The sequence below is a fragment of the Streptomyces echinoruber genome (assembly GCF_014651135.1).
In the GTDB taxonomy this organism is placed as follows: domain Bacteria; phylum Actinomycetota; class Actinomycetes; order Streptomycetales; family Streptomycetaceae; genus Streptomyces; species Streptomyces echinoruber.
This window is the reverse complement of the sequence record NZ_BMWH01000007.1, coordinates 202,209-224,115: the sequence shown is the minus strand read 5'-3', so window position 1 is coordinate 224,115 and position 21,907 is coordinate 202,209. Positions and strand designations below refer to the sequence as shown.

Here is a 21,907-nt window from a genome sequence, read left to right as displayed (position 1 = left end):
CGGGACGGTCGGAGAGGACGACGGCCATCGACTCGGTCAGGACGTCGACGGATAGGGCGGCGCGGGAGCGGACACCTCGGGACCGAGGAGACGTTCCGCCTCACCGGGTGTGTGGACGAGTAGTGGGGCCTCCACGGCGACCAGGGGGCGGCCGACGGGCGTGCACAGCCGAACGACGGCACCGTCCTGGTCGGCGGCCAGACCCAGCTCGGGTCCGCCCGCGAAGAAGCCGGCCAGCAGGGAACGGGTGTCCGGCATCTTCGAGGTGAGGGCAATGACGTCCTTGGTCACGTGGACGGTCTCCGATGGTCGTACGGGGCGGAACGCTGCTTCCTGCGTCCTGTCACCGAGTCACGCCTCGCGGAGCGATGACGTGCAGGTCTCCGCCCCTGTCGCGGAGCCATCTCTCCAGCGCCGCTCCGGACAGCTCACAGGATGTTTGTCCTTCGACGATGACCGCCGGACCGAAAATCGTTCCCGCTGCACCTTCCAATCTGGTTTCATCGTTCAGCGTGACTTTGAACGAGTTTTCTTCGAAAACGGCGTCGCGCAGGTCGGCGCCACAGAAGTTGGTATAAATCAGCACAGATCCCATGAACTCGGTGCCGCGGCAGCTCGCCCCGGAGGCGTCGACGCCATACAGGGATGCCTTTACTAGGTCGGCCCTGTCCAGCACGGTATTCCTCAAGATGGCATCGTCCAAAGTGGCGCGCACCAGGGAGCAATCCGTCAGATCAGCTCCGTCGAGGTTTGCTCTCTGCAGATCCGAGCGGTAGAAATCCGTCCCGACGAGCTTTGCACCTACCAGCTTCGCGTCGGTGAACCACGACTCGGAGAAGTCTCCGTGAGAAAGGTCAGCTCCACTCAGGCCGAGCCCCATGACGTCGAGGCCGCCCTCTTCCCCAAGCCACTCTCGAAGCCGCTGCGCGGCAGTCTCGTCTGGCGGGAACCGTGCGGGAAGCCATTTCCTGCGGTCTGCCATCAGGTCACGCTCCGCGCGGGCTTGAGGACGCGCAGGTTTCCTCCCCTGCTGCGAATCCATTGTTCCAACGTGTCTCCGGACAGCTCACGAGGCGTTTGTCCTTCAATGATGACCGCCGGACCGAACACTGTTCCGCTCGCGCCTTCCAGTCTGGTCTCCTCGTCCAGCGTCACCTTGAACGAGTTTTCCTCGAAAACGGCGTTTCGCAGATCGGCGCTGCGGAAATTTGTGTTGATGAGGAATGTGTCCACAAATTCGGTTCCGCGGCAGCTCGCCCCGGAGGCGTCAACGTCGCACGATGACGCCTTCACGAGTTCGGCTCCGTCCAGTACCGCGTTTACCAGTATTGCGTTGTCCATGTTGACGCGTATCAGAGAGCAGCGTGTGAGGTCGGCTCCGGTGAAATCGGCGCCCTGCGTGTCGGAGCGGTAGAGGTCTGCGCCGACAAGCTTTGTATTCACCAGCTTCGCGCCGGTGAACCATGACTCCCAGAATGCGCCGTGAGAAAGGTCGGCGCCACTCAGATCGATCCCGACTGCATCGAGGCCGCCCTCTTCTTCGAGCCATTCCCGAAGCCGCTGCGCGGCAGTCTCGTCTGGTGGAAACCTGGAGGGAAGCCAACCGTTACGGGTACCAGATGACATCATCTGTCCAGCCATTCTTTTCAACGATTGATTTGATGTCGTCGATCGCCGCCTGGTTCGATTTCCTGGCGCCCGGGATGACAGCCCAGTTCTTCACTGTCTCAGTCCTCATCGGCGCGCTGATACGAAGGCGCTGTCAACGGTGTGTTCAGAGCATGTCGGTCAGGTCGGGGCCGCGACCGTCGATCAGGTCGGGCTCAGCGAGTCCGTACCCTTCTGCCTTGCCGAAGTACGTGGCATCACCTGGAACGGCGGGCGCGTCAAGAAGCTTCTCAAGAGCCTGGAGCGCCGCACTCAATCGCGGAGCGTTCCGTCTCTGCACCTCCGGGTGCGGGTTCCCGTGAAAGTCGCAGTAGTCCCAGATGTCATGGAAAACGGCGACTTCGGCAGCCAGGTGCAGTTGGTCGGGGTAGACACTCAGGACGACGAGGTCGCTCTCCTGATGCTCCTTGCCTTCGGCGTCGAACCACGTACCGGTACCCAAGACTTGGATGACACCGGGCTCGGCATCCGGAAGTCCTACAGGCTTGCTCTCCCGGACCCTTCGGGAGAGTTGCCCTTCATGCAGAGGACCCGACGTGACAAGCCTGGTGATCACGCCGGTGCCGCCGTGCCCGTGCACCGTCCACATCCACTCCAGGAACTGGGGATAAAGCAGGCGGTGGTCCCGCAGCACGGCAGACATACGGGCTGCCGTCATCAACGCGGAGTCGAGACCAGGGGGCGCGAAGTCGTCCAGTTCCCACTCCCAGCATGCCGCTTCCTGGGGAGCGCGCAGCAAGAGGGACATGCGATTCCTCACGGTAGATCCGGCCGTCGGCAGCGAGGGCGGGGGAGGGTGATGGAGCCGTCCTGGAAGCGTAGTTCAAGGTAGTTCGAACGTGGCGCCAATTTTGCGCGCGGGGTTGGGAAATGCGCGGTGTGCCGAGGTGGTCGATCCGGGTCTGCCGTGAGGTGTGTGGTCGGCGGAGGATCGGCGGTGCCGCTGCCCGGTGTTCGGCGGGACGGAGGTGTTCGGCGTGACGGACGGTGTGCAGGTGCTCGTGATCGCCGAGTCGTTCTTCGTCGGGCTGAAAGCCGAGGTGGGGATCACCCCGGTGATGCGCCTGGAGGCTGGAGGGGCTGCGGAAGGGGCGTCCCGGAGGCCCGGATGCACCGCAGGCGCACCGTAGGTGCACCACTGACGGCCGTGCCGTCGGCCGTCAGCTGAAGACGATCATTGAGCCCTGGGCCAGGCTCCGGGTCGCGGCCGCGTGCAGGCCCAGCCAGACGTGGCGTTCGCGGGCGAAGGGGCTGGGGTCGTAGGGGGCGGGGACGGCGGGTTCCTCCAGTTCCGTGGGGCCCAGGGGCGGGGCGGGGGGAGCCGGCGGGTTGGCCGGGTCGATGCCGATGACGGGGGCGACGTACTCCAGTTCGCGCAGCAGGCCCTGGGAGGAGCCCAGCGGGCCGCCGCCGGCGAGGAGTTCGTCGTCGGCCAGGGGCCGGGGGAAGTCGAGGGGGACGTAGGCGCCGGCGTGGTCGTAGTGCCACACCAGGTGGGACTGCTGTGCCGTGGACTCGAACATCTCCAGCAACTGCTCGTAGTCCCCGCCGAGTTCGTCGACCGGCGTCACCGGCAGTCCGCAGACCTGCAGCAGGTAGGCGCGGCGCAGGAAGTGCAGCGCGTCGTAGTCGAAGCCGGCCACCGGGGCGACGTCGCCGGACAGGCCCGGCATGTACTGGTACACCGGCACCGGCGGCAGGCCGTTCTCGGCGAGCACCTTGTTGTATTGCGCGAGTTCCTCGGCGAACGGGTTGTCGGGGGTGTGGCACAACACGTCGACGAGGGGTACCAGCCACAGGTCACAGGCCAAAGGAGGACTCCCGGAGCAGACGTAGGGCAAGAGGTGTCAGGAGGTGAGATGAAGGGTATCGGTGCGGTCGCCGGTCAGGTTCCCCCGTGCAGGTCCCATACCCATACTCCGCCGGTCCACTTACCGGGACGGCCCACCAGCTTCCGCACCGCCCGCCGCAGCGCGTCCTCGTGCTCCTGCGGGGGCAGGACGAGGGCGCCCGCCCGCCAGCGGGCGAGGTCGTGGCGGGCCCGGGCGCGCCAGGCCGGGCCCAGGGCCGGTACGACACCGGTGGTGCCGATCTCGCGGAAGAGGTAGCCGGTGGCGGTGGGCGTGGCGCCGTAGATGCCGATGCGGTCCTTGCCGTAGGGGCCGTTGAAGTAGCCGCCGGGCAGCGGGAAGCCGAGGTGGGCGGCGATCTGCCAGTGCAGGGCCTCCGCGTCGCCGCCGTCGGGCAGCGGGACGGTGACCAGGCTCTCGCCGGGGCGGACGTACCGCTTCCAGGTGCCGTCGGTGAAGAACGCCGGCACCTGGGCCCGGTCCTGGGCCTTCAGCGGGGCCGGCACGATCGGCAGCAGGGCGAGGCACACGGCGAGCAGGCCGCCGTAGAGCGTGCCGGCGGAGGGGGCGGCGGCGAGCCGGTCCACGGCGAGCGCGAGCAGGATGCCGAGGGCTGGGGCGCACACCATCGCGACCCGGCCCTCGATGACCGACTCGAAGAGCGGCAGGCGGCGCAGGAGCGCCCAGGGGCCGGGGAAGACGGTGTTGGTCAGCGGGAGGCGGAAGCGCGGGCCGAAGGAGAGCAGGGCCGCGCCCACCGTGGTGAAGGCCAGCGCCTTGACCAGCGGGCGTTCCCAGAGCCGTACGGTGACGCCGAAGGCCAGCAGGAGCAGGGGCCAGCCGTAGAAGGCGTTCTGCTCGGTGGGGTTGGGGGACAGGGAGTCGGCGCGGGCCGCGTCGCCGACCAGCAGGGAGCGCTCGGCGAAGGAGATCAGCGCGAGCGGGCTGTTGCCGACATCGTCGCCGTGCCGGATGCCGTGGTAGCTCTGCGGGCCCGCGAACTGCCACCACAGCGGGAACGCCACCAGCGGCAGGCACACCGCGGCGGCGACGAGCAGCCCGCGCAGCAGCGGGCGCCAGGCCGCCCGCGCCACGTCCCGCCGTACGGCCGCGTAGCCCGCGGCGAACAGCAGCATCCCCAGGGCGGCCAGCAGCAGCGGCTCCTCGCCGAGGAAGACCTGGTAGGCCGCCATCAGGCCGAGGACGGTCCCGTCGCGCACCACCCGGGTGCCGGCGGCCAGGCGCAGGGCGCGGTCGACCAGCAGCGGGATCATGAACAGGACGACGAAGTTGGGGTGCGCGTTGGCGTGGCTGACCATGGGCGGTGCGAACGCGGCCAGCGCCGCGCCGAGGAAGGCCGCCGCGCGCTGCCGCACCACCCGTTTCACGATCAGCCAGTACCAGGCCGCCGCGGTCGCCGTCAGCCCGAACGTCATGCACAGGCTGAGCGCGACGGCGGGCCCGGCCAGCAGCGTGACCGGGGCGAGGGGCGCCGACAGGCCCAGCATGACCGTGTTGGCCATGAGGTTGACGCCGTCGGGGAAGCCCTGCAGGTCGGTGAAGAGCGGGTTGCGCAGGTGGGCGACGTTGTCGGCGGTGACCGCGAAGAACCACTCCCACTGGTTCTGGTCCTGCAGGGAGTCGGTCAGGTAGCGGTGACCGGGGTCGAAGAAACGGCCGGAGTACAGGGCGAGCGCCAGCAGCAGGAAGAGGGCGGCGGCCAGCAGGTCGGCGGGCCGGGGCAGCAGGCGGGCAAGCCGGGGCAGCAAGCGGGAGGGCCGGGGCAGCAGGCGGGTGGGCCGGGGCGGCCGGGGGGTGCGGCGGGTGCGGAGCCGCAGCCGGGCCAGGTCGGCCAGCACCCGCGCGTAGTCCAGCGGGCCGATCTTGGAGCCGGGCTGGTGCGACCAGTGCACCGGCACCTCGGTGACCGGCCAGCCGGAGCGCCGGAAGTACTGCAGCACCTCCACGTCGATGCCCCAGCCGTCCAGCCGGGAGGCGGCGAACGCCGCGCGGGCCCGGTCGCCGTCGAACAGCTTGAAGCCGCACTGGGTGTCGCGGACGCCGGGCACCGCGAGCCGGCGTATCAGTAAGTTCCCGGCGCGGCCCAGCAGTTCGCGCAGCCGGTGCTGGCGGCTGCCGAACGTCGCGCCCGGCACCGAGCGGGAGCCGATCGCCGCGAGGCCGCCGTCGGCGAGGGCCTTGTCGAGCCGCTCCAGCTCCTCGATCGGCGCCGCCAGGTCGGCGTCGGTCACCAGCACCCGGCGCCCGCGCGAGACGGCGACCCCGGCGCGCAGGGCGTGCCCCTTGCCGCGGTTGCGGTCGCCGCCGACCAGCCGGACGCGGGGGTGGGCCAGGGCGGCGACCACCTCACGGGTGGCGTCGGTGGAGCCGTCGTCGGCGACGACGACCTCCCAGCTCCCCCAGTGGTCCTCGGTGGCCGCGAGGTAGCCGGTGATCGCCTCCAGGGTGGGGCCGAGCCGCTGCTCCTCGTTGTAGGCGGGGATGACGACGGTGAGGTCCACGGGGTCCTCACGGTCCGTGAGGTTTTCATGGTCCTCGCGGTCCACGGGGTCCATGGGGTCCACGAGGTTCTTGCGGTCCACGGGGTCCACGCGATCCACGGGGTCCACGGGCTCTATGAGGTCCTCGCGGTCCACGGGGTCCACGGGCTCTATGAGGTCCTCGCGGTCCACGGGGTCCATGGGGTCCACGAGGTCCTCGCGGTCCTCGGCGCGGTCGGCGCTCACCGCGCGGCCAGCCGTTCGACGAGGGACAGGAAGTGGGCGTCGTGCTCGGCGTGCAGGGCACGGGCGGTGTCGAGGTCGCCGGCCGACAGCGCGTCGACGAACCGGGTGTGGCCCGACCACAGCAGGCCGCGCAGGTCGGGCAGGCGGCGCAGGTGCTGCACGGCGCACACCCAGGACTGCAGGCGCAGCCGGTGCAGGAAGTCGGCCAGGTAGGGGTTGCCGAACAGCAGGCTCAGCTCGCGCCAGAACCGCAGGTCGTAGCCGACCAGTACGGTCAGGTCGCCGGCCGCGGCCGCGCGCTGCGCCTCCTCGCCGCGCCGCCGCACCCCGGCGAGCGCGGCCGCCGCCTGCGCTTCCCGCGGGTCCCGGTACTTCCCGCGGCCGTCGGCCATGGCCCGGAACATGCCCTCGGCCATCAGGCTCCGGGCCTCCACCATGCTCCGGAAGTCCGCCGCCGAGTACTCGCGCACCCGGAACCCGCGGTGCTGGTCCGCCTCCAGCAGGCCCTGCGCCGACAGCTCGACCAGCGCCTCGCGCACCGGCGTCGCCGAGACCCCGTACTGCTCGGCGATCTCCTTCACGGTGAACTCCTGTCCCGGCTGCAGCCGTCCGGCCAGCACCTCGTCGCGAAGCGCGTCGGCGATCTGCTGCCGCAGGGTGCTGCGCGTCACGGTGCCGGTGCCTCTGCTGCCGGGCATGCTCGGGCGTCTCCCTCTCCGTCGGGTGGCGTGCTCGCATCATCCACGTCCACGGACGTGCTCCACGGGGGTGCTCCCGTGGAGGTCCGCAGGGACGCATGGATATCTACGAGCACGCCACCTTACGCGTTCGGAAGCTGGACACCAGTTCGCTTCCGGTCGGAGAGGGACGCCGGTGAGCGGCGGCAACGGCGCAGGTGAGCGAGGGTGTGCGCCGGTGAGCGCCGGTGAGTGGTGACGGCGGTGCGCGGTGACGGAGGTGACGGCGGCGGGGGAACGGCGGTGGCGGGGGAACGGCGGTGGCGGGCGGGCGGCGGCCCTGCGCCGGGCCCTGCGCCGGGTTCTACGCCGGGCCCTGCGCCGGGTTCTACGCCGCCACGTACTCGTCCGCCACCGACAGCGCCGCGTCCAGCGCCGCCAGCCCCTCCTTCAGCTCCTCCTCGGTCACGGTGCACGGCGGCACGACGTGGGTGCGGTTCATGTTGAGGAAGGGCCACAGGCCGTAGGACTTGGCGGCGGAGGCGAAGGCGGCCATGGGGGCGTTGGCCTCGCCGGCCGCGTTGTACGGCACCAGCGGCTCCCGGGTCTCGCGGTCCTTGACCAGTTCCAGCGCCCAGAACATGCCGACGCCGCGCACGTCGCCCACCGACGGGTGCCGCTCGGCCAGCGCGCGCAGGCCGGGGCCGACGACCTGCTCGCCGAGCCGCCGGGCGTTCTCCACGACGCCCTCCTCCTCCATGGCGCGGATCGTCGCGACGGCGGCCGCGCAGGCCAGCGGGTGGCCGGAGTAGGTCAGGCCGCCGGGGTAGGGGCGCCGGGCGAAGGTCTCGGCGATCTCGGCCGAGATGGCGACGCCGCCGAGCGGCACGTACCCGGAGTTGACGCCCTTGGCGAAGGTCATCAGGTCCGGCACGACGTCGAAGTGGTCCGCCGCGAACCACCGGCCGGTCCGCCCGAACCCGGCCATCACCTCGTCCAGGATGAAGACGATGCCGTACTTGTCGCACAGCTCGCGGACCCCGGCGAGGTAGCCGGGCGGCGGCACCATGATCCCCGCGGTGCCCGGGATCGTCTCCAGGACGACCGCGGCGATCGTCGACGGCCCCTCGAAGGCGATCGTCGTCTCCAGGTGCTCCAGCGCCCGCGCGCACTCCTGCTCCTCGGTCTCGGCGTAGAAGCGGGAGCGGTACAGGAACGGCGCCCAGAAGTGGACCACGCCGGCCGCGCCGCTGTCGGAGGGCCAGCGGCGCGGGTCGCCGGTGATGTTGACGGCCTGCTGCGTGCCGCCGTGGTACGAGCGGTACGCCGAGAGCACCTTCGGGCGCCCGGTGTGCAGCCGCGCCATGCGCACCGCGTGCTCCACCGCGTCCGCGCCGCCGTTGGTGAAGAAGATCTTGTCCAGGTCACCGGGCGTCCGCTCGGCGATCAGCCGGGCCGCCTCCGAGCGCGCCTCGACGGCGAACGCGGGCGCGAACGTCGTCATCCGCGCCGCCTGCTCCTGGATCGCGGCGACGACCTTGGGGTGCTGGTAGCCGATGTTGGTGAAGACCAGCCCGCTGGTGAAGTCCAGGTAGCGCTTGCCGTCGTAGTCCCAGAAGTACGAGCCCTCGGCACCGGCGACGGCGAGCGGGTCGATGAGCTCCTGCGCGGACCAGGAGTGGAACACGTGGGCGCGGTCGGCGGCCTTGACGGCGGCCCCGGCCTCGGGGTTCGGCTGAGGGTGAGCGGTCATGCCAGGAGCGTAGGCGGGGCCCGTACGGCGGCGACATCGGCGCCCTGTCTGCGGTCGGGGGCTTTCCGCGACACGTTGTCGAGCGGGCGGCGGGCTTCTGGCCGGCGAATCGCTTCCCGGCGGGCGGCCTTCTTCCCAGCGAGTCCCTTCCCGGCGGGCGGCCTTCTTCCCAGCGAGTCCCTTCCCGGCGGGCGGCCCTCTTCCCGGCGTACAGCTTCCCGGCGTACAGCTTCCCGGCGTGCAGCTCCCTCCATTGACAGCAACCTGTCGATTTGACAGTCTGCTGTCGTAAGGGTTCGCTGCCGCGAGAACCCGCGGTCCCGGTCCGCAGGAGGAGCCATGACCAGCAGCACCGGACGCACCCCCGTGCACCTCGCCGTCTACGACACCTTCGCCGACTGGGAGACCGGCCACGCCACCGCCCACCTCGCGCGCGCCGGCTTCCCGGTGCGCACGGTCGGCCCCGGCCGGGAGCCGGTCACCAGCATCGGCGGCCTGCGCGTCCAGCCCGACCTCGCGCTGTCCGCCCTGCGCCCCGAGGACAGCTCCCTGCTGATCCTGCCCGGCGCCGACCTGTGGGACCGCGGTGACGACCTGGCCCCGTTCGCCCGCGCGGCCCGGAGGTTCCTCGACGCCGGCGTGCCCGTCGCCGCGATCTGCGGGGCCACCGCCGGGCTCGCCCGCGAGGGCCTGCTCGACGACCGCCGGCACACCAGCGGCGCCGCCGCCTACCTCGCCGCCACCGGCTACCGGGGCGCCGCCCGCTACGTGGAGACCGACGCCGTCACCGACGGCCTGCTCGTCACCGCGGGCCCCACCGAGCCCGTCGCCTTCGCCCGGGAGGTCTTCCGGCTGCTGGGCGCCTACGGCGAGGAGGTCGTCGACGCCTGGTACCGCCTCTTCCACGACTCCGACCCCGAGGCGTTCGCCGTGCTGCGGAAGGCGTTCGCCGCGTGAGCCGCGCCCGCCAGGAGCTGTTCAGCCGCAGCGCGCTGGCCGTCTTCCGGCTCAACGGGCAGTACCTGGCCGTCGCCGAGGAGCTGGCCCGCCCGGCCGGGCTGACCGCCGCCCGGTGGCAGGTGCTCGGCGCCGTCCTCGCCGAGCCGCTGCCCGTCTCCGGCATCGCCCGCGCCATGGGCATCACCCGGCAGAGCGTGCAGCGCATCGCCGACCTGCTGGTGGAGCGGGGCCTGGCCGAGTACCGGCCCAACCCGGCCCACCGCCGCGCCAAGCTCCTCGCCCCCACCGAGGAGGGCCGCGCGGCCGTGGCCCGCATCGGCCCCGGGCACGCCGCCCGCGCCGACCGGCTCGCGGACGTCCTCGGGGAACGGGAACTGGCCGAGACGGTACGGGTATTGGAGCGGCTGTCGCGGGCGCTGGAGGAGATCGGCCGGCCGGCGGACGAGGCCGACGGTGCCGGTGAGGGGCCGTGAGCGGCCGCCGCGGACGCCCGGCGCGGCCGTTGCCGAACCGGCACCGACCGTTACGGATCCGTGGACCCCGCCCCCGCTTCCTGGCCGTATCCTGTCGCTCACGCGCGTACCGGGGGTGAGTGGGGGAGGGGGCGCGGCATGGAGGAACTGAGGCCCGAGGATCCGCAGCACATCGGGGGTTACCGGCTGCTGGCGCGGCTCGGCGCCGGCGGCATGGGGCAGGTGTACCTGGCCCGGTCGGAGCGGGGCCGGACCGTCGCGGTGAAGCTGGTGCGGCGGGAGCTGGCCGAGCAGGAGGAGTTCCGCGCCCGCTTCCGGCAGGAGGTCGAGGCCGCCCGGCGGGTCGGCGGGCACTGGACGGCACCCGTCCTCGACGCCGACACCGAGGCCGCCGTGCCGTGGGTGGCCACCGGGTACGTCGCCGGGCCGAGCCTGCAGCAGGTCGTCGGGCACGACCACGGCGCGCTGCCCGAGCGGTCGGTGCGCATCCTCGCCGCCGGCCTGGCGCACGCGCTGCGGGACATCCACGCCGCCGGACTCGTGCACCGCGACCTCAAGCCGTCCAACGTGCTGGTCACCATCGACGGACCGCGCGTCATCGACTTCGGCATCGCGCGGGCCCTGGAGACCGTCGCCGACGCCGGGCTGACCCGGACGGGCGCCCTCGTCGGCTCGCCCGGCTTCATGGCCCCGGAGCAGGTGCGGGGCCTGCGCATCACCCCGGCCTGCGACGTGTTCTGCCTCGGCTCCGTGCTGGCCTACGCCGCCACCGGCCGGCTCCCGTTCGGCGGCGCGGACAGCGGGGCGCACGCCCTGATGTTCCGCATCGCCGAGGAGGAACCCGACCTGTCGGGCGTGCCCGAGGGCATCGCCGACCTGGTCCGCGCCTGCCTGCGCAAGGACCCCGCCGCCCGGCCCACGCTCGCCGAGGTGCTGCGCCGCACCGGCGCCGACGACACCGTGGCCGACGGCCGCTCCCGCGACCCGTGGCTGCCGGGCGCGCTGGTGGCCCAGCTCGGGCGGCACGCGGTGCGGCTGCTGGACGCGGAGGACCCGCAGGGGCCACAGGACCCTCAGGACTCGCAGAGTTCGCAGGAACCACAAGACTCGCAGGGCTCGCAGAGTTCGCAGGAGCCACAAGGCTCGCAGGAGCCGCCGGCGGTGACCCGGGACCGCGGGGACACTCCGGCCCCGGCCCCGGCGAAGACCTCGGCCCCGGGTGACACGCCCGCCCCGCAGGAGGCCCCGCCCCCGGGAGGCACCCCGGCGGCCTCCACCCCGCCCCCGCCCGGCCGGCCCGGCGCCGCCCCGGCCCCGGTGAACCACCTCCCCACCGTCATCGTGTCCTCCGCTCCGCCGCCGGCCCCGCAGCCGCCGTACGGCGCCCCGCAGGGGCCCGCCGCCCACGGCCACCCGCAGCCGGGCCCGTACGGCGAGTCCGGCACCACCCCGCCCCACGGCCCGACTCCTCCCTACGGGCCCCACGGCCCGACTCCGCCTCCCCACGGCTTCTACGGCGCGGCCCCCCATCCCTACGGCTCCACCCCGCCCCACGGCTCCACCCCGCCGTACGGCTCCGGCCGCCCGCCCGCGCCCCTCGCGCCGGAGCCGCCCCACCGCACCGGCCGCGCCACCGCGCTGCTGGTCCTGCTGGCCCTGGTCGTCGCGCTCACGGCGGGCGGCACGGTGTACGCGCTGCTCCGGCACGGCAGCGGCGGCACCGACGACAAGGCCGCGCCCGGCCCCACCCGCACGTCCCCCACGTCCCCCACCTCTCCCGCCCCGACCCCGGCGACCGAGCGGTCCGCCGCACCGGCGCCCGCGTCCCCGTCCGCCGGCGGCGGCGCCGTCCCGGACGCCTACCTCGGCACCTGGGCCACCACGATCGACAACGCGAGCGGCGTCCACACCCGCCAACTCACCCTCAGCCAGGGCGAGGTGGGCGACACGGTGCTCACGCTCGTCGCGGACGGCCCGCTCGGCGGCGGCACCTACCACTGCGTGTTCACCGCGCGGCTCGCCGAACAGCCCACCGCGGGCGGCCCGTTGGAGCTCGGACCGTCGACGGTGACCGGCGGGCAGCCCCGTTCGGCCTGCACCCCGGGCGCCGCCAGCGAGCTCACTCTGCTGCCGGACGGCAGCCTGCAGCGGGAGAACACCGACAGCGGCGAGCGGCTGACCTACACGAGGCAGTGACGGAGCCCCGGACTCCCTCGCGCGCCGATCGCCCGGACGCACACCGATCGCCCGAGCGAGCGCCGATCACCCGAGCGCACACCGATCACCCGGGCGAGCGCCGATCCCCCGAGCGCGCGCCGATCGCCCGGACACCTCGGGCGCCTTCGCGCGTCAGCCGACGCCTTGCGTCTCAGCCGGCGCCTTCGCGTCTCAGCCGGCGCCGGCCTCGCATGGCACGCCCTGCTTCTCGTACCGGTAGGCGGGCCCGCTGTTGTAGGCGCCGCACGCCACCACGGCCTTCGGGGTGTCCGCCACCTGCCGCAGCAGCACCAGCGTCTTGTCGGCGGGCGGGGCGTTGAAGTTCCGGTAGGCGATGTGCCCCGTGGCGCCGTCGAAGGTGATGCCCTGCTGCAACTGCTGCCGGACGGAGGACAGGGGGACGGACGCGTCGGCCCGGAAAGCCCCGGCGACCGCCTCGGACAGGGCGTGGAAGGCGTCGTAGGAGACGGCCGCGTGGCCGTCCTGGCGCCAGGGGTCGGTGCCCTTCGTGGTCTTCTTGACGAAGTCGTCGTACACGGCGGCGAATCGCTTGGTCGGGGCGCTGGCCCGCTTGTCGCCGGAGGGCATCCGGTGGTCGGTGTAGTACAGGCGCAGCCAGTCCTTGTTGGCGAAGATGCCGGTCTGCGCGACGTTGGTGAGCTCGTTGCCGCCGAGGACCGTGACGGTGCGGTCGGTGCACGCGCCGTCGCGTTCCATGGCGTTGACGAACGCGACGAAGTTCTGCGCGCGCGCCGACCAGTACACGACCGAGTCGGGCTGTGCCTTGAGCGCCGCGCAGATCTGCTGCGCCAGCAGGCCCGCGCTGGTGATCCGCTGGCCGGGCGAGTCCGCCGCGAACTTCCCCTCCTGGCTGAAGTCGAACTGCAGCTCCGTGCCGGGGAAGGCGGCGGCGAACTTGGCGGACAGGCTCCTGCTGTACAGGTCGGTGGAGGTGCGCACCACGACGGCGTGCCCGGCGGGGACGCACTGCGTGGCGGAGCCGTCGCGGGCCACGATGTTCTCCTTGCGGGCGAACTCCGCCTCGATCCGGGCCTCCGTGGAGTTGTTCGGGGTGAACGGCCAGTAGTTGGTGCCCGCGCCGTTCTGCATCTCGTCGGCGGTGGCGGTGGTGCCGACGACGGGGATGCCGGCCCGGTCGAGCACCGCGAGCGCGTCCCGCGTCTGCGGGCGGCTCTGCGCGTAGCCGAGGACGCCGACGACACGGTCCACGGGGTCCTGGTCCTTGGCGCCGGACTGGGCACGGACCTGGTCGGCGAGCTTGGTGGCTTCCGGCACCGCGTCGCGGAACGTCTCGCCGGTCTCCCGGACCTCGACGACGAGCGGCACCAGGGTGGTGTTGGCGGTCGCGTCGTCGTTGAGCTGCCGCTGCCACAGGGCGATGCCGCGCAGTTCCGGGATGATCCCGTCGAAGCGGGTCTGGTCCTCGTCGGCGGGCGGGGCGGAGACGAAGACGACGACGGTGCGCACGACGCGCTTGCCGCGAGCGGCGTACTGGCGGGCGCGCTTGTTCTGCTTCTCGATCTCGTTCCGGGCCGCGTCGTACCAGGCCCTGGCCGACACGGGGATCTTCTCCTCGCGGGCGTCCTCGGCCACGGACTGGGCGCCGCCGACGCAGGCGTACGACGGCGGCGTGGCGACGCGCAGCTCGTACGCCCCGACGCCGAGCAGGACCGCGCCCAGAGTGGCGCCGGTCGTCACCGTGGTGGCGACGGTGCGCCCGCCGAGCCGGTACCGGCGCGGGGAGCAGGACCGCACGACCAGCCCGTCCCGTGCGAAGGACCCCTCCCGCAGCCGCACCAGGACCGGGCCGGACGAGACCTGCTGCAGCCGGCGGCTCGCCTGCCGCAGATCGCACGGCTCCGGCCGGTGCAGGTCGGCCCGCAGCCGCTCGGAGGGGTGGCCGACGGCGACGACCAGCGGGCCGGGCCGGTGCGCGGTGTGCGGCTGCTCCTCGTGGAAGGCCCGCAGGAACCGTTCGGCGGCCCGGGCCTCCGGCCGGTCCGGGCGGGGCAGCGGGACCAGGAGCAGGGGCCGGGCGGTCCGGCGGCGCCGCAGCGGCAGCAGGCGGCCGACCGGCGGCCGGGTGAGGTCCTCCAGCAGGGCCCGGGTGAGCAGCCTCTCGAAGGCCAGCAGGGACTCCCGGTGGAGTTCGTAGTCCTCGTGGTCCGGGGGCAGGACGAGCCGGTTCAGGTGGCGGTCGGCCGCCTCGTCCAGCACCTCGAACACGCTCTCGGAGCCCTTGGACAGGCCGAGCTCCCTGCCGAGCCAGCCGCGGTACCGGCGGTGCGCGAGGCGGCCGGACCGCACCAGCAGCGCGGTCTTGCGCCGCTCCCAGCACCAGCGGGGAAAGGTCCGGGTCAGCCCGTGCCAGACCGAGCCGAGCAGCCAGCCGCGCAGTCCGCCGGCCGGTGGCGCGGCGCCGCCGCCCAGCGCCCACAGGAACACCTGCCGGTGTCCCTCGCGCCGCTGTCTGCGGTGCAGGCGCAGCTGCTCGTGGGCGTGGTCGCGCAGCACGTTCGCCCCGGGGGCGTGGCGCTCGTCGGCGTGCCGGCGGATGTAGTCCACCGAGTCCCACAGCGGCCAGAAGCCGGGCAGCCGGTCCGGCGTCATGTTCTTCGGCAGGCCGAACAGGAGCGACCGGGCGGCGGTGCCGCTGAGCAGTTCGTCGTCGCGCCCCGCGGTGACCCGCGCGTACGGCGCCGCCTTCGCGTCCCCCGTGCCCCGCGGGTCCCACACGGACTGCTCCAGCGCCTCGACCACCCGGCGCACCCGGGCCTCGTACCCCGCCTCCTCCGCCCCGACGTCGAGGACGATCAGCGGCGGGGTGTGCGCCAGCGACTCCCGCTCGACGGGCGCCACGGCCTGCCGGAACTCCCGTACGAAGTCGTCGGCGCCCTCGTCGTCCGGAAAGCCGCCGGGCACGGGCCGTGGTGAAGCCATGGAAGCCATGGAAGATCCCCCCTTGTTCTTCCCGGGCGCCTCCGGCACCCGTCGTGCCCCGCGCGCACGGGGACAGCATCCCCGCACCGGAGCCTGTTGATGTGTGTACGGCTGTCAGCCGACTGTCAGCCGACTTCAGCCGACTGTCAGCGGCGGGTCACCGCGGCTCCGGCGGCCGTTGCCGGGGCATGTTCGGCCGGGCCGCGCTCCCCGGCGGCAGCGGGAAGCGCCCCATGGCACTCCCCGTCTCCGGCCGTCCCCCGAGGGGCGTCGCGGACTGGATGCCGAGCGGCGCGGGTCCGGTGCGGAACTCCACCATCCAGTCGGTGGTCTCCGCCCGCACCAGCTCGGTCACGTCCTCCGCGAAGCGCCGCAGCACCCCCAGGCACCGCTCGGCGGCCTCGGCGGCCGTCCCCTCCGCCGGGCCCAGCACCTCGCGCACGCTCTCCGCCGCCCAGTCGAACTGCAGCGCCTGCAGCCGTCGTTGCACGGCCTGCGCGGTCGCCACGTCCCGCATCCAGCCCGAGGTCACCCCGAAGAACCGGTCCCCGGCGACGCACGCGGCCCCCAGCAGCAGCGCGAGATACCCCCAGGCGGCCAGCCCGTCGGCCACGCCGGTCAGGTCCAGCAGCGGCAGCGCCGCCCCGGCCAGCGCACCCGCCGCGGCCCCGCCGCGCAGCGCCCGTGCGGCCCGCCGCTTCCACACCCGGTCGGCGAGGTACCAGGCCGCGGTCTGCAGCGCGCCGCGCTCCGCCCACCGGTACAGCTCGTGCAGCCGCTGCGCGGGCTCGCCCCAGTCGCCGAGCGGGAACGCCCGTCCGGCCAGGTCGCCCGGCCGCAGCCCGGCCGCGCCCTCGCCCCGCCCGTCCTGCGGCGGACCCTCGGGCCGCATCTCCGGCTGACCCACCCGGCACCCCCTACTGATCCCTGCCGACCCACCGACCCACCGACCCACCGACCCGCCGACCTGCTGGTCCTTGCCGACCCGCCGACCCGCCGGTCCGCCGGTCCACCGAATCCACCGGTCCGCCGGCCCCTGCCGACCCGCTGATCGCGCTGCCGGACCCTTCTGATCGCGCTGCCGGACCCTTCCTACCGCCCAATGGGTGGCGGAGAGGCGGGTTTCGGGGCTTTTCCCCCCGGAAGGGGGCCTTGATCAGGTATAGAGCCGGGCCGGACTCACTCGAAAGAGTGGTGCGCCGGTGGTGGCGTGGACGACGTAGGCTCATGCCAGGAGACAACGAGCCCACGAGACGAACAACGAGCCCACGAGTCCACGAGCCCAGAGCAGTCGGAGAGCAGGAGCTGATCGTGATTCCCGGTGGTGGCCAGCCCAACATGCAGCAGCTGCTCCAGCAGGCCCAGAAGATGCAGCAGGACCTGCAGCGGGCCCAGGAGGAGCTGGCGGCGACCGAGGTCGACGGCCAGGCGGGCGGCGGCCTGGTGAAGGCGACCGTGACCGGCGCCGGCGAGCTGCGGGCGCTGAAGATCGACCCGAAGGCGGTGGACCCGGAGGACACCGAGACCCTCGCCGACCTGATCGTCGCCGCCGTGCAGGCGGCCAACCAGAACGCGCAGCAGCTGCAGGCGCAGAAGCTCGGCCCGCTCGCCCAGGGCCTGGGCGGCGGCGGCATCCCGGGCCTGCCGCTGTGAGACCGCGGCCGCGGCGCACGCGGTTCGTGTGTTCGTGACCCGCACGACCCGCACACCGCCTTCCTCCCGGCGGCGGCGGTCACCTACCGTACGTACTGAAGTCGGGTGCGTACCGACCGAGTGAAGCGAAGGGCAGTCCGTTGTACGAAGGCGTGGTCCAGGACCTCATCGACGAGCTGGGGCGGCTGCCCGGCGTCGGTCCCAAGAGCGCGCAGCGGATCGCCTTCCACATCCTGCAGGCGGAACCGACGGACGTGCGGCGTCTGGCGAACGCGCTGATGGAGGTCAAGGCGAAGGTCCGGTTCTGCGCGGTCTGCGGCAACGTCGCACAGGAGGAGAACTGCGCGATCTGCCGCGACACCCGCCGCGACCCGTCGGTCATCTGCGTGGTCGAGGAGCCCAAGGACGTCGTGGCCATCGAGCGCACGCGCGAGTTCCGCGGCCGCTACCACGTCCTCGGCGGCGCGATCAGCCCCATCGAGGGCGTGGGCCCCGACGACCTGCGCATACGGGAACTCCTCGCCCGCCTGGCGGACGGAACGGTCACCGAGCTGATCCTGGCCACCGACCCGAACCTCGAGGGCGAGGCGACCGCCACCTACCTCGCCCGGATGATCAAGCCCATGGGCCTCAAGGTCACCCGCCTGGCCAGCGGCCTCCCGGTGGGTGGCGACCTGGAGTACGCGGACGAGGTCACCCTCGGCCGCGCCTTCGAGGGGAGACGACTGCTCGATGTCTGACGCCACGCTGCCCGCCACGACCCCGGCCCCGGACGACTTCGCCGTCCAGATCGCGGACCAGGTCGAGAGCTTCCTGGTGGCCGTCACGGAGGTCGCCAAGGGCGACGAACCGGAGTCGGCGATCCCGTTCCTGCTGCTGGAGGTCTCCCAGCTCATGCTGGCCGGCGGCCGGCTCGGCGCGCACGAGGACTTCGTCCCCGAGGAGCGCTACGAGCCCGACGTCGGCCCCGACGACGACGTCGACGGACTCCGCGAGAACCTCGCCCGCCTGCTGGAGCCGGTCGACGTCTACTCGGAGGTCTTCGACCCCTACGAGCCCCGCAAGGCCCCGGTCCCGGCCCGGCTCTCCGACGACCTCGCCGACGTCGTCGCCGACCTGCGCCACGGCATGGCCCACTACCGCGCCGGCCGTGTCACCGAGGCACTGTGGTGGTGGCAGTTCTCCTACTTCTCCAACTGGGGCGCCACGGCCTCCGCCGTGCTGCGGGCCCTGCAGTCCGTGGTCACCCACATCCGCCTCGACCAGCCCCTCCAGGAACTCGACGGCCTCGACACCGACCAGGCCCTCACCGACGAGACCCTGGAGGCGGAGGCCGGCCGCGTCATGGTGGAGGAGATCGGCGAGACGCTGGGACTGAAACAGCGCTGACCCGCACAGCGGAGCAGACGAAAACAGGCAGAAGCAGACGGAAGGGGCGGAGCGGCGGCCCGGCGTTCCCGTACGGCGCGTCCGGCGCCGGCCCGCGGTGCCGGCGCGGCGACGCTCTGCCCTGCACTCCCGCCCGGGGCTTGAGCCCCGGGCTTCGAGCTCTTTCCCCTGGTTTCTGGGCTGGTGAGAACCAACCAACCCACCAAGCTTTGGCCTGAGTTGAGGCTCCTACCTCGAAAGAGTGACGTTCCGTGATCGGCTTGCGCCGGAACGTGAAGCGCCTCTAGGTTCGCGGCAAATGAATCGGCCCCGGTCGGTGCACGAACACCGGCTCCGGGGCCTGACCTACGGATCGAATCGAGGTTTCGATCGTGGCTTGCGCCCACCCTAGTCCTGTCCTGCCGTCCCCGTCCCACCCCATGGCCAAAACGGGGTACGGGAAGCGTTCCGCGGGTGACGAAGACCCGCACGCCGACCCGGACTTCGCACACCTGAACCTCCGCGACCGCGAGATCGCCGTCTTCGTGGACCACCTGCGGGAGGGCCACGCGATGGGCTACAAGGCGATCGCCGCCGTGCACCCCCGCTACGGGCAGCAGGCCGTGCGCGTCTCGCTGGGCCGCATCGTGCTCGCCGGCCACCTGCGCTGGATCCGGGAGCACATCACCGTCGAGGACGACTCGATGCGCTGGGTGACGCGGACGTACTGGTCGCGCACCCCCAGGTCGGAGGAGTGGTGGGCCGGCTTCGTACGGGACCGCGAGGGCAAGGACGTGACCGACCGGTACATGTCGGGCCTGGTCCGGGTCGAGACGGCCGACGCACCCGAAGCGGCCGACGCACCCGGAGCGGCCGATGCGCTCGAAGCGCCTGAAGCAGCCGCCGAGCCCGGACCGGCCGCCGAGCCGGAGGAGCAGCCCGGCACCGCGTACGAAACCCTCGCCGAGGTGCGGGCCGCCGACCCCCGCATGTCCCTCTCGGACGGCGACTGCCGCGCCCTCGTTCCCCTCGCCGCGGAGTGGCTGTCCCGCGGCGCCACGCGCCACGACATCACCAGGGCCCTGACCGACGGTCTCCCGGCCGTCGTCACCAACCCGGGCGGCTTCGCCCGCAAACGACTGGAGAGCAAGATGCCCCCGAAGACACCGAGGACGCCGAAGAAGGCGAAGATCCGGCAGCAGGCGGCCGCACGCCGTGCCCGGGTGTCCCGCGTGCTGATGGTCTGCGGCCTGTGCGACGCGGATGAGCGGACGACCCGGATCGAGGGCGGTCTGTGCCGCGAGTGCCGGGAGGCGATCGAGGCGGAGGGGCCGGTGTACGGGTACGTCCCGGACACCTTCCTCCCCGGCCCGCGCGCCGCCGACGGCCCCCCGCCCGGCGCGGACGAGGTCGTCGACGTCACCGAGAGGGTCAACGCCCTGCGCCGCGCGGCGGGTCTGCTGTGAGCGTGCGGGAGGTGCCGGTCCGGGCACCATGGAGTCGAGGAGGCGACGCCATGACCCCCAGGACCGAGCAGTACCGGCCGCAGATGTCCGTCGAGGAGTTCGAGGAGCTGGCACGCCACGCCCCGGAGACCGTGCGGCTGGAGTTCATCAACGGAAGGGTCCAGGTCAAGGCCGTGACCGAGGGCAACCACGACCAGATCATCGCCTGGTTGCAGCGCCTGTGCATGCAGCACCGTCCGGAGCGCTGGCTGTACGGGGACCGTGGAATGAAGGTCGAGAGCTACCGCAAGGGGCGGGCGCGCCCGGACGGCGTCCTCGCACCGTTCGGCTTCACGAAGGGGCACGGCGACTGGTCGGAGGCCACGGGAGTGCTCATGGCGGTCGAGGTCACGTCGTACGACTCCGACACCCACCGGCGGGACCGCGTCGAGAAGCCCGACGCCTACGCGGCCGCCGGCATCCCCGTGTACCTCCTCATCGACCGGGACGACCGCTCGGTCGGCGTGTTCAACCAGCCGGAGGACGGCCGCTACCGCCACGCGGAGAAGCTCCCCTTCGGCGCGGCCGTCGAGCTCCCCGACCCCGTGGGGATCACCCTGGGCACCGAGCCGCTGAAGGACCTCGCCGACTGAGCCGCACATCACACCATCACCGCGGGTGAGCTGGGCAGGATCCCGTCCGGCGGGTGCCCGGTGTCTCACCATGCGATATCGCGGGGGTGGATTTCGGACGCTCGTTAGACTGAACCGACCGCACCGCCCTGCGTCGCGCAGGCGCGGAGAAACGGACCGAGCGAGGAGCGCACGTGGGCCTTGTCGTGCAGAAGTACGGAGGCTCCTCCGTAGCCGATGCCGAGGGCATCAAGCGCGTCGCCAAGCGGATCGTGGAAGCGAAGAAGAACGGCAACCAGGTGGTGGCCGTGGTTTCCGCGATGGGCGACACGACGGACGAGCTGATCGATCTCGCCGAGCAGGTATCCCCCATGCCTGCCGGGCGCGAGCTCGACATGCTGCTGACCGCCGGAGAGCGGATCTCCATGGCCCTGCTGGCGATGGCGATCAAAAACCTGGGCCACGAGGCCCAGTCGTTCACCGGCAGCCAGGCAGGTGTCATCACCGACTCGGTCCACAACAAAGCCCGGATCATCGACGTCACGCCGGGCCGCATCCGGACGGCTCTCGACGAGGGCAACATCGCCATCGTCGCCGGGTTCCAGGGCGTCAGCCAGGACACGAAGGACATCACCACGCTGGGCCGCGGCGGCTCCGACACCACCGCCGTCGCGCTGGCGGCCGCGCTCGACGCCGAGGTGTGCGAGATCTACACCGACGTCGACGGCGTGTTCACCGCCGACCCGCGCGTGGTGAAGAAGGCCCGGAAGATCGACTGGATCTCCTTCGAGGACATGCTGGAGCTGGCCTCGTCCGGGTCCAAGGTGCTGCTCCACCGGTGCGTGGAGTACGCCCGCCGCTACAACATCCCGATCCACGTCCGCTCGTCCTTCAGCAGTCTTCCGGGCACGTGGGTCAGCAGCGAGCCGATCGAGCAAGGGGACAAGCAGGTGGAGCAGGCCATCATCTCCGGTGTCGCGCACGACACCTCCGAGGCCAAGATCACGGTCGTCGGCGTGCCGGACAAGCCGGGCGAGGCCGCCTCGATCTTCCGCACGATCGCCGACGCCGAGATCAACATCGACATGGTCGTGCAGAACGTGTCCGCCGCCTCCACCGGTCTGACGGACATCTCCTTCACGCTGCCGAAGACCGACGGCCGCAAGGCCATCGACGCGCTGGAGAAGAATAAGGACCGCATCGGCTTCGACTCCCTGCGCTACGACGACCAGATCGGCAAGATCTCCCTGGTCGGCGCGGGCATGAAGACCAACCCGGGCGTCACTGCCGACTTCTTCACCGCGCTGTCCGAGGCCGGGGTGAACATCGAGCTGATCTCGACCTCCGAGATCCGCATCTCCGTCGTCACCCGCGCCGACGACGTCCCCGAGGCCGTCCGCGCCGTGCACACCGCCTTCGGCCTCGACTCCGAGACCGACGAGGCCGTCGTCTACGGCGGCACGGGCCGCTGACGGCGCCCGGGCGCCGGTACCGACGTGAGGG

Annotated in this window: 18 protein-coding genes and 1 pseudogene; 9 read left to right on the top strand and 10 right to left on the bottom strand. The window is 72.4% G+C overall.

What is annotated here, in order from left to right:
* Positions 1–63 precede the first annotated feature (63 nt).
* From IE225_RS12620 to IE225_RS12585, 8 genes and pseudogenes are all read right to left on the bottom strand, one after another.
* Positions 64–291, bottom strand: a pseudogene (locus IE225_RS12620) (DUF6177 family protein); the annotation flags it as partial.
* Between the two features lie 52 nt (positions 292–343).
* The gene (locus IE225_RS12615; RefSeq protein WP_190057530.1) at positions 344–982 is read right to left on the bottom strand and encodes a pentapeptide repeat-containing protein; all 639 of its coding nucleotides are present in this window, start codon (positions 980–982) and stop codon (positions 344–346) included.
* Positions 982–1,641, bottom strand: coding sequence for a pentapeptide repeat-containing protein (locus IE225_RS12610; protein ID WP_190057529.1), 660 nt, complete (start codon positions 1,639–1,641; stop codon positions 982–984). Before IE225_RS12610 ends, IE225_RS12615 begins: the two co-directional genes overlap by 1 nt.
* A 133-nt stretch (positions 1,642–1,774) precedes the next feature.
* Entirely contained in the window at positions 1,775–2,416 is a 642-nt protein-coding gene (locus IE225_RS12605; RefSeq protein ID WP_190057528.1) for a hypothetical protein, read from the bottom strand.
* Between the two features lie 412 nt (positions 2,417–2,828).
* Positions 2,829–3,479, bottom strand: coding sequence for a putative DNA-mimic protein (locus tag IE225_RS12600; protein ID WP_190057527.1), 651 nt, complete (start codon positions 3,477–3,479; stop codon positions 2,829–2,831).
* Between the two features lie 74 nt (positions 3,480–3,553).
* A complete protein-coding gene (locus IE225_RS12595; RefSeq protein ID WP_190057549.1) occupies positions 3,554–6,094 on the bottom strand; it encodes a dolichyl-phosphate beta-glucosyltransferase in 2,541 nt (846 codons plus the stop codon).
* A 167-nt stretch (positions 6,095–6,261) separates the two neighbouring features.
* Complete coding sequence (locus IE225_RS12590; RefSeq protein WP_190057526.1) at positions 6,262–6,963, bottom strand: GntR family transcriptional regulator; 702 nt, start codon at positions 6,961–6,963, stop codon at positions 6,262–6,264.
* A 367-nt stretch (positions 6,964–7,330) separates the two neighbouring features.
* Complete coding sequence (locus tag IE225_RS12585) at positions 7,331–8,695, bottom strand: aspartate aminotransferase family protein (RefSeq protein ID WP_190057525.1); 1,365 nt, start codon at positions 8,693–8,695, stop codon at positions 7,331–7,333.
* Positions 8,696–9,034: 339 nt separating this feature from the next.
* On the opposite strand from IE225_RS12585, the gene IE225_RS12580 reads away from it, so the two are divergent.
* The 3 genes from IE225_RS12580 (at position 9,035) to IE225_RS12570 (ending at position 12,324) form a co-directional block, all read left to right on the top strand.
* Complete coding sequence (locus tag IE225_RS12580) at positions 9,035–9,652, top strand: type 1 glutamine amidotransferase family protein (RefSeq protein ID WP_190057524.1); 618 nt, start codon at positions 9,035–9,037, stop codon at positions 9,650–9,652.
* Positions 9,649–10,128: a MarR family winged helix-turn-helix transcriptional regulator gene (locus IE225_RS12575; protein ID WP_190057523.1), complete on the top strand. Its 480-nt coding sequence runs from the start codon at positions 9,649–9,651 to the stop codon at positions 10,126–10,128. Before IE225_RS12580 ends, IE225_RS12575 begins: the two co-directional genes overlap by 4 nt.
* Positions 10,129–10,266: 138 nt before the next feature.
* Positions 10,267–12,324 carry a serine/threonine-protein kinase gene (locus IE225_RS12570; RefSeq protein WP_190057522.1) on the top strand — a complete coding sequence of 686 codons (2,058 nt, stop codon included), beginning with the start codon at positions 10,267–10,269 and terminating at the stop codon, positions 12,322–12,324.
* 192 nt (positions 12,325–12,516) lie between these two features.
* On the opposite strand, the gene IE225_RS12565 is transcribed toward IE225_RS12570, so the two are convergent.
* On the bottom strand, positions 12,517–15,306 hold the full coding sequence (locus IE225_RS12565) for a type 1 periplasmic-binding domain-containing protein (protein ID WP_190057521.1): 2,790 nt from the start codon (positions 15,304–15,306) through the stop codon (positions 12,517–12,519).
* A gap of 157 nt (positions 15,307–15,463) precedes the next feature.
* Positions 15,464–16,213, bottom strand: a complete 750-nt coding sequence (locus IE225_RS12560; RefSeq protein WP_190057520.1) for an SLATT domain-containing protein — start codon at positions 16,211–16,213, stop codon at positions 15,464–15,466.
* Positions 16,214–16,617: 404 nt separating this feature from the next.
* Here IE225_RS12560 and IE225_RS12555 point away from each other — a divergent pair, with 404 nt between their 5' ends.
* The 6 genes from IE225_RS12555 to IE225_RS12530 all read left to right on the top strand — a co-directional run bounded on the left by IE225_RS12555 (position 16,618) and on the right by IE225_RS12530 (position 21,876).
* Complete coding sequence (locus tag IE225_RS12555; RefSeq protein WP_190057519.1) at positions 16,618–16,959, top strand: YbaB/EbfC family nucleoid-associated protein; 342 nt, start codon at positions 16,618–16,620, stop codon at positions 16,957–16,959.
* Between the two features lie 140 nt (positions 16,960–17,099).
* On the top strand, positions 17,100–17,699 hold the full coding sequence (recR, locus tag IE225_RS12550) for a recombination mediator RecR (RefSeq protein ID WP_190057518.1): 600 nt from the start codon (positions 17,100–17,102) through the stop codon (positions 17,697–17,699).
* The gene (locus IE225_RS12545; protein ID WP_190057517.1) at positions 17,692–18,348 is read left to right on the top strand and encodes a DUF5063 domain-containing protein; all 657 of its coding nucleotides are present in this window, start codon (positions 17,692–17,694) and stop codon (positions 18,346–18,348) included. The genes recR and IE225_RS12545 overlap by 8 nt, the downstream gene beginning before the upstream one ends.
* A 419-nt stretch (positions 18,349–18,767) precedes the next feature.
* Positions 18,768–19,793: a hypothetical protein gene (locus IE225_RS12540; RefSeq protein WP_190057516.1), complete on the top strand. Its 1,026-nt coding sequence runs from the start codon at positions 18,768–18,770 to the stop codon at positions 19,791–19,793.
* 50 nt (positions 19,794–19,843) lie between these two features.
* Positions 19,844–20,425 carry a Uma2 family endonuclease gene (locus IE225_RS12535; RefSeq protein ID WP_190057515.1) on the top strand — a complete coding sequence of 194 codons (582 nt, stop codon included), beginning with the start codon at positions 19,844–19,846 and terminating at the stop codon, positions 20,423–20,425.
* 173 nt (positions 20,426–20,598) lie between these two features.
* Positions 20,599–21,876, top strand: a complete 1,278-nt coding sequence (locus IE225_RS12530) for an aspartate kinase (RefSeq protein ID WP_190057514.1) — start codon at positions 20,599–20,601, stop codon at positions 21,874–21,876.
* Positions 21,877–21,907 lie beyond the last annotated feature (31 nt).

Bases quoted from the DNA above. Each gene is read 5' to 3' on its own strand.
- IE225_RS12570 (WP_190057522.1), top strand. From the start codon at position 10,267: ATGGAGGAACTGAGGCCCGAGGATCCGCAGCACATCGGGGGTTACCGG.
- IE225_RS12605 (WP_190057528.1), bottom strand. From the start codon at position 2,416: ATGTCCCTCTTGCTGCGCGCTCCCCAGGAAGCGGCATGCTGGGAGTGG.
- IE225_RS12590 (WP_190057526.1), bottom strand. From the start codon at position 6,963: ATGCCCGGCAGCAGAGGCACCGGCACCGTGACGCGCAGCACCCTGCGG.
- IE225_RS12545 (WP_190057517.1), top strand. From the start codon at position 17,692: ATGTCTGACGCCACGCTGCCCGCCACGACCCCGGCCCCGGACGACTTC.
- IE225_RS12615 (WP_190057530.1), bottom strand. From the start codon at position 982: ATGGCAGACCGCAGGAAATGGCTTCCCGCACGGTTCCCGCCAGACGAG.
- IE225_RS12610 (WP_190057529.1), bottom strand. From the start codon at position 1,641: ATGGCTGGACAGATGATGTCATCTGGTACCCGTAACGGTTGGCTTCCC.
- IE225_RS12540 (WP_190057516.1), top strand. From the start codon at position 18,768: ATGGCCAAAACGGGGTACGGGAAGCGTTCCGCGGGTGACGAAGACCCG.
- IE225_RS12585 (WP_190057525.1), bottom strand. From the start codon at position 8,695: ATGACCGCTCACCCTCAGCCGAACCCCGAGGCCGGGGCCGCCGTCAAG.
- IE225_RS12565 (WP_190057521.1), bottom strand. From the start codon at position 15,306: ATGGCTTCACCACGGCCCGTGCCCGGCGGCTTTCCGGACGACGAGGGC.
- IE225_RS12580 (WP_190057524.1), top strand. From the start codon at position 9,035: ATGACCAGCAGCACCGGACGCACCCCCGTGCACCTCGCCGTCTACGAC.
- IE225_RS12535 (WP_190057515.1), top strand. From the start codon at position 19,844: ATGACCCCCAGGACCGAGCAGTACCGGCCGCAGATGTCCGTCGAGGAG.
- IE225_RS12595 (WP_190057549.1), bottom strand. From the start codon at position 6,094: ATGGACCCCGTGGACCGCGAGGACCATGAAAACCTCACGGACCGTGAG.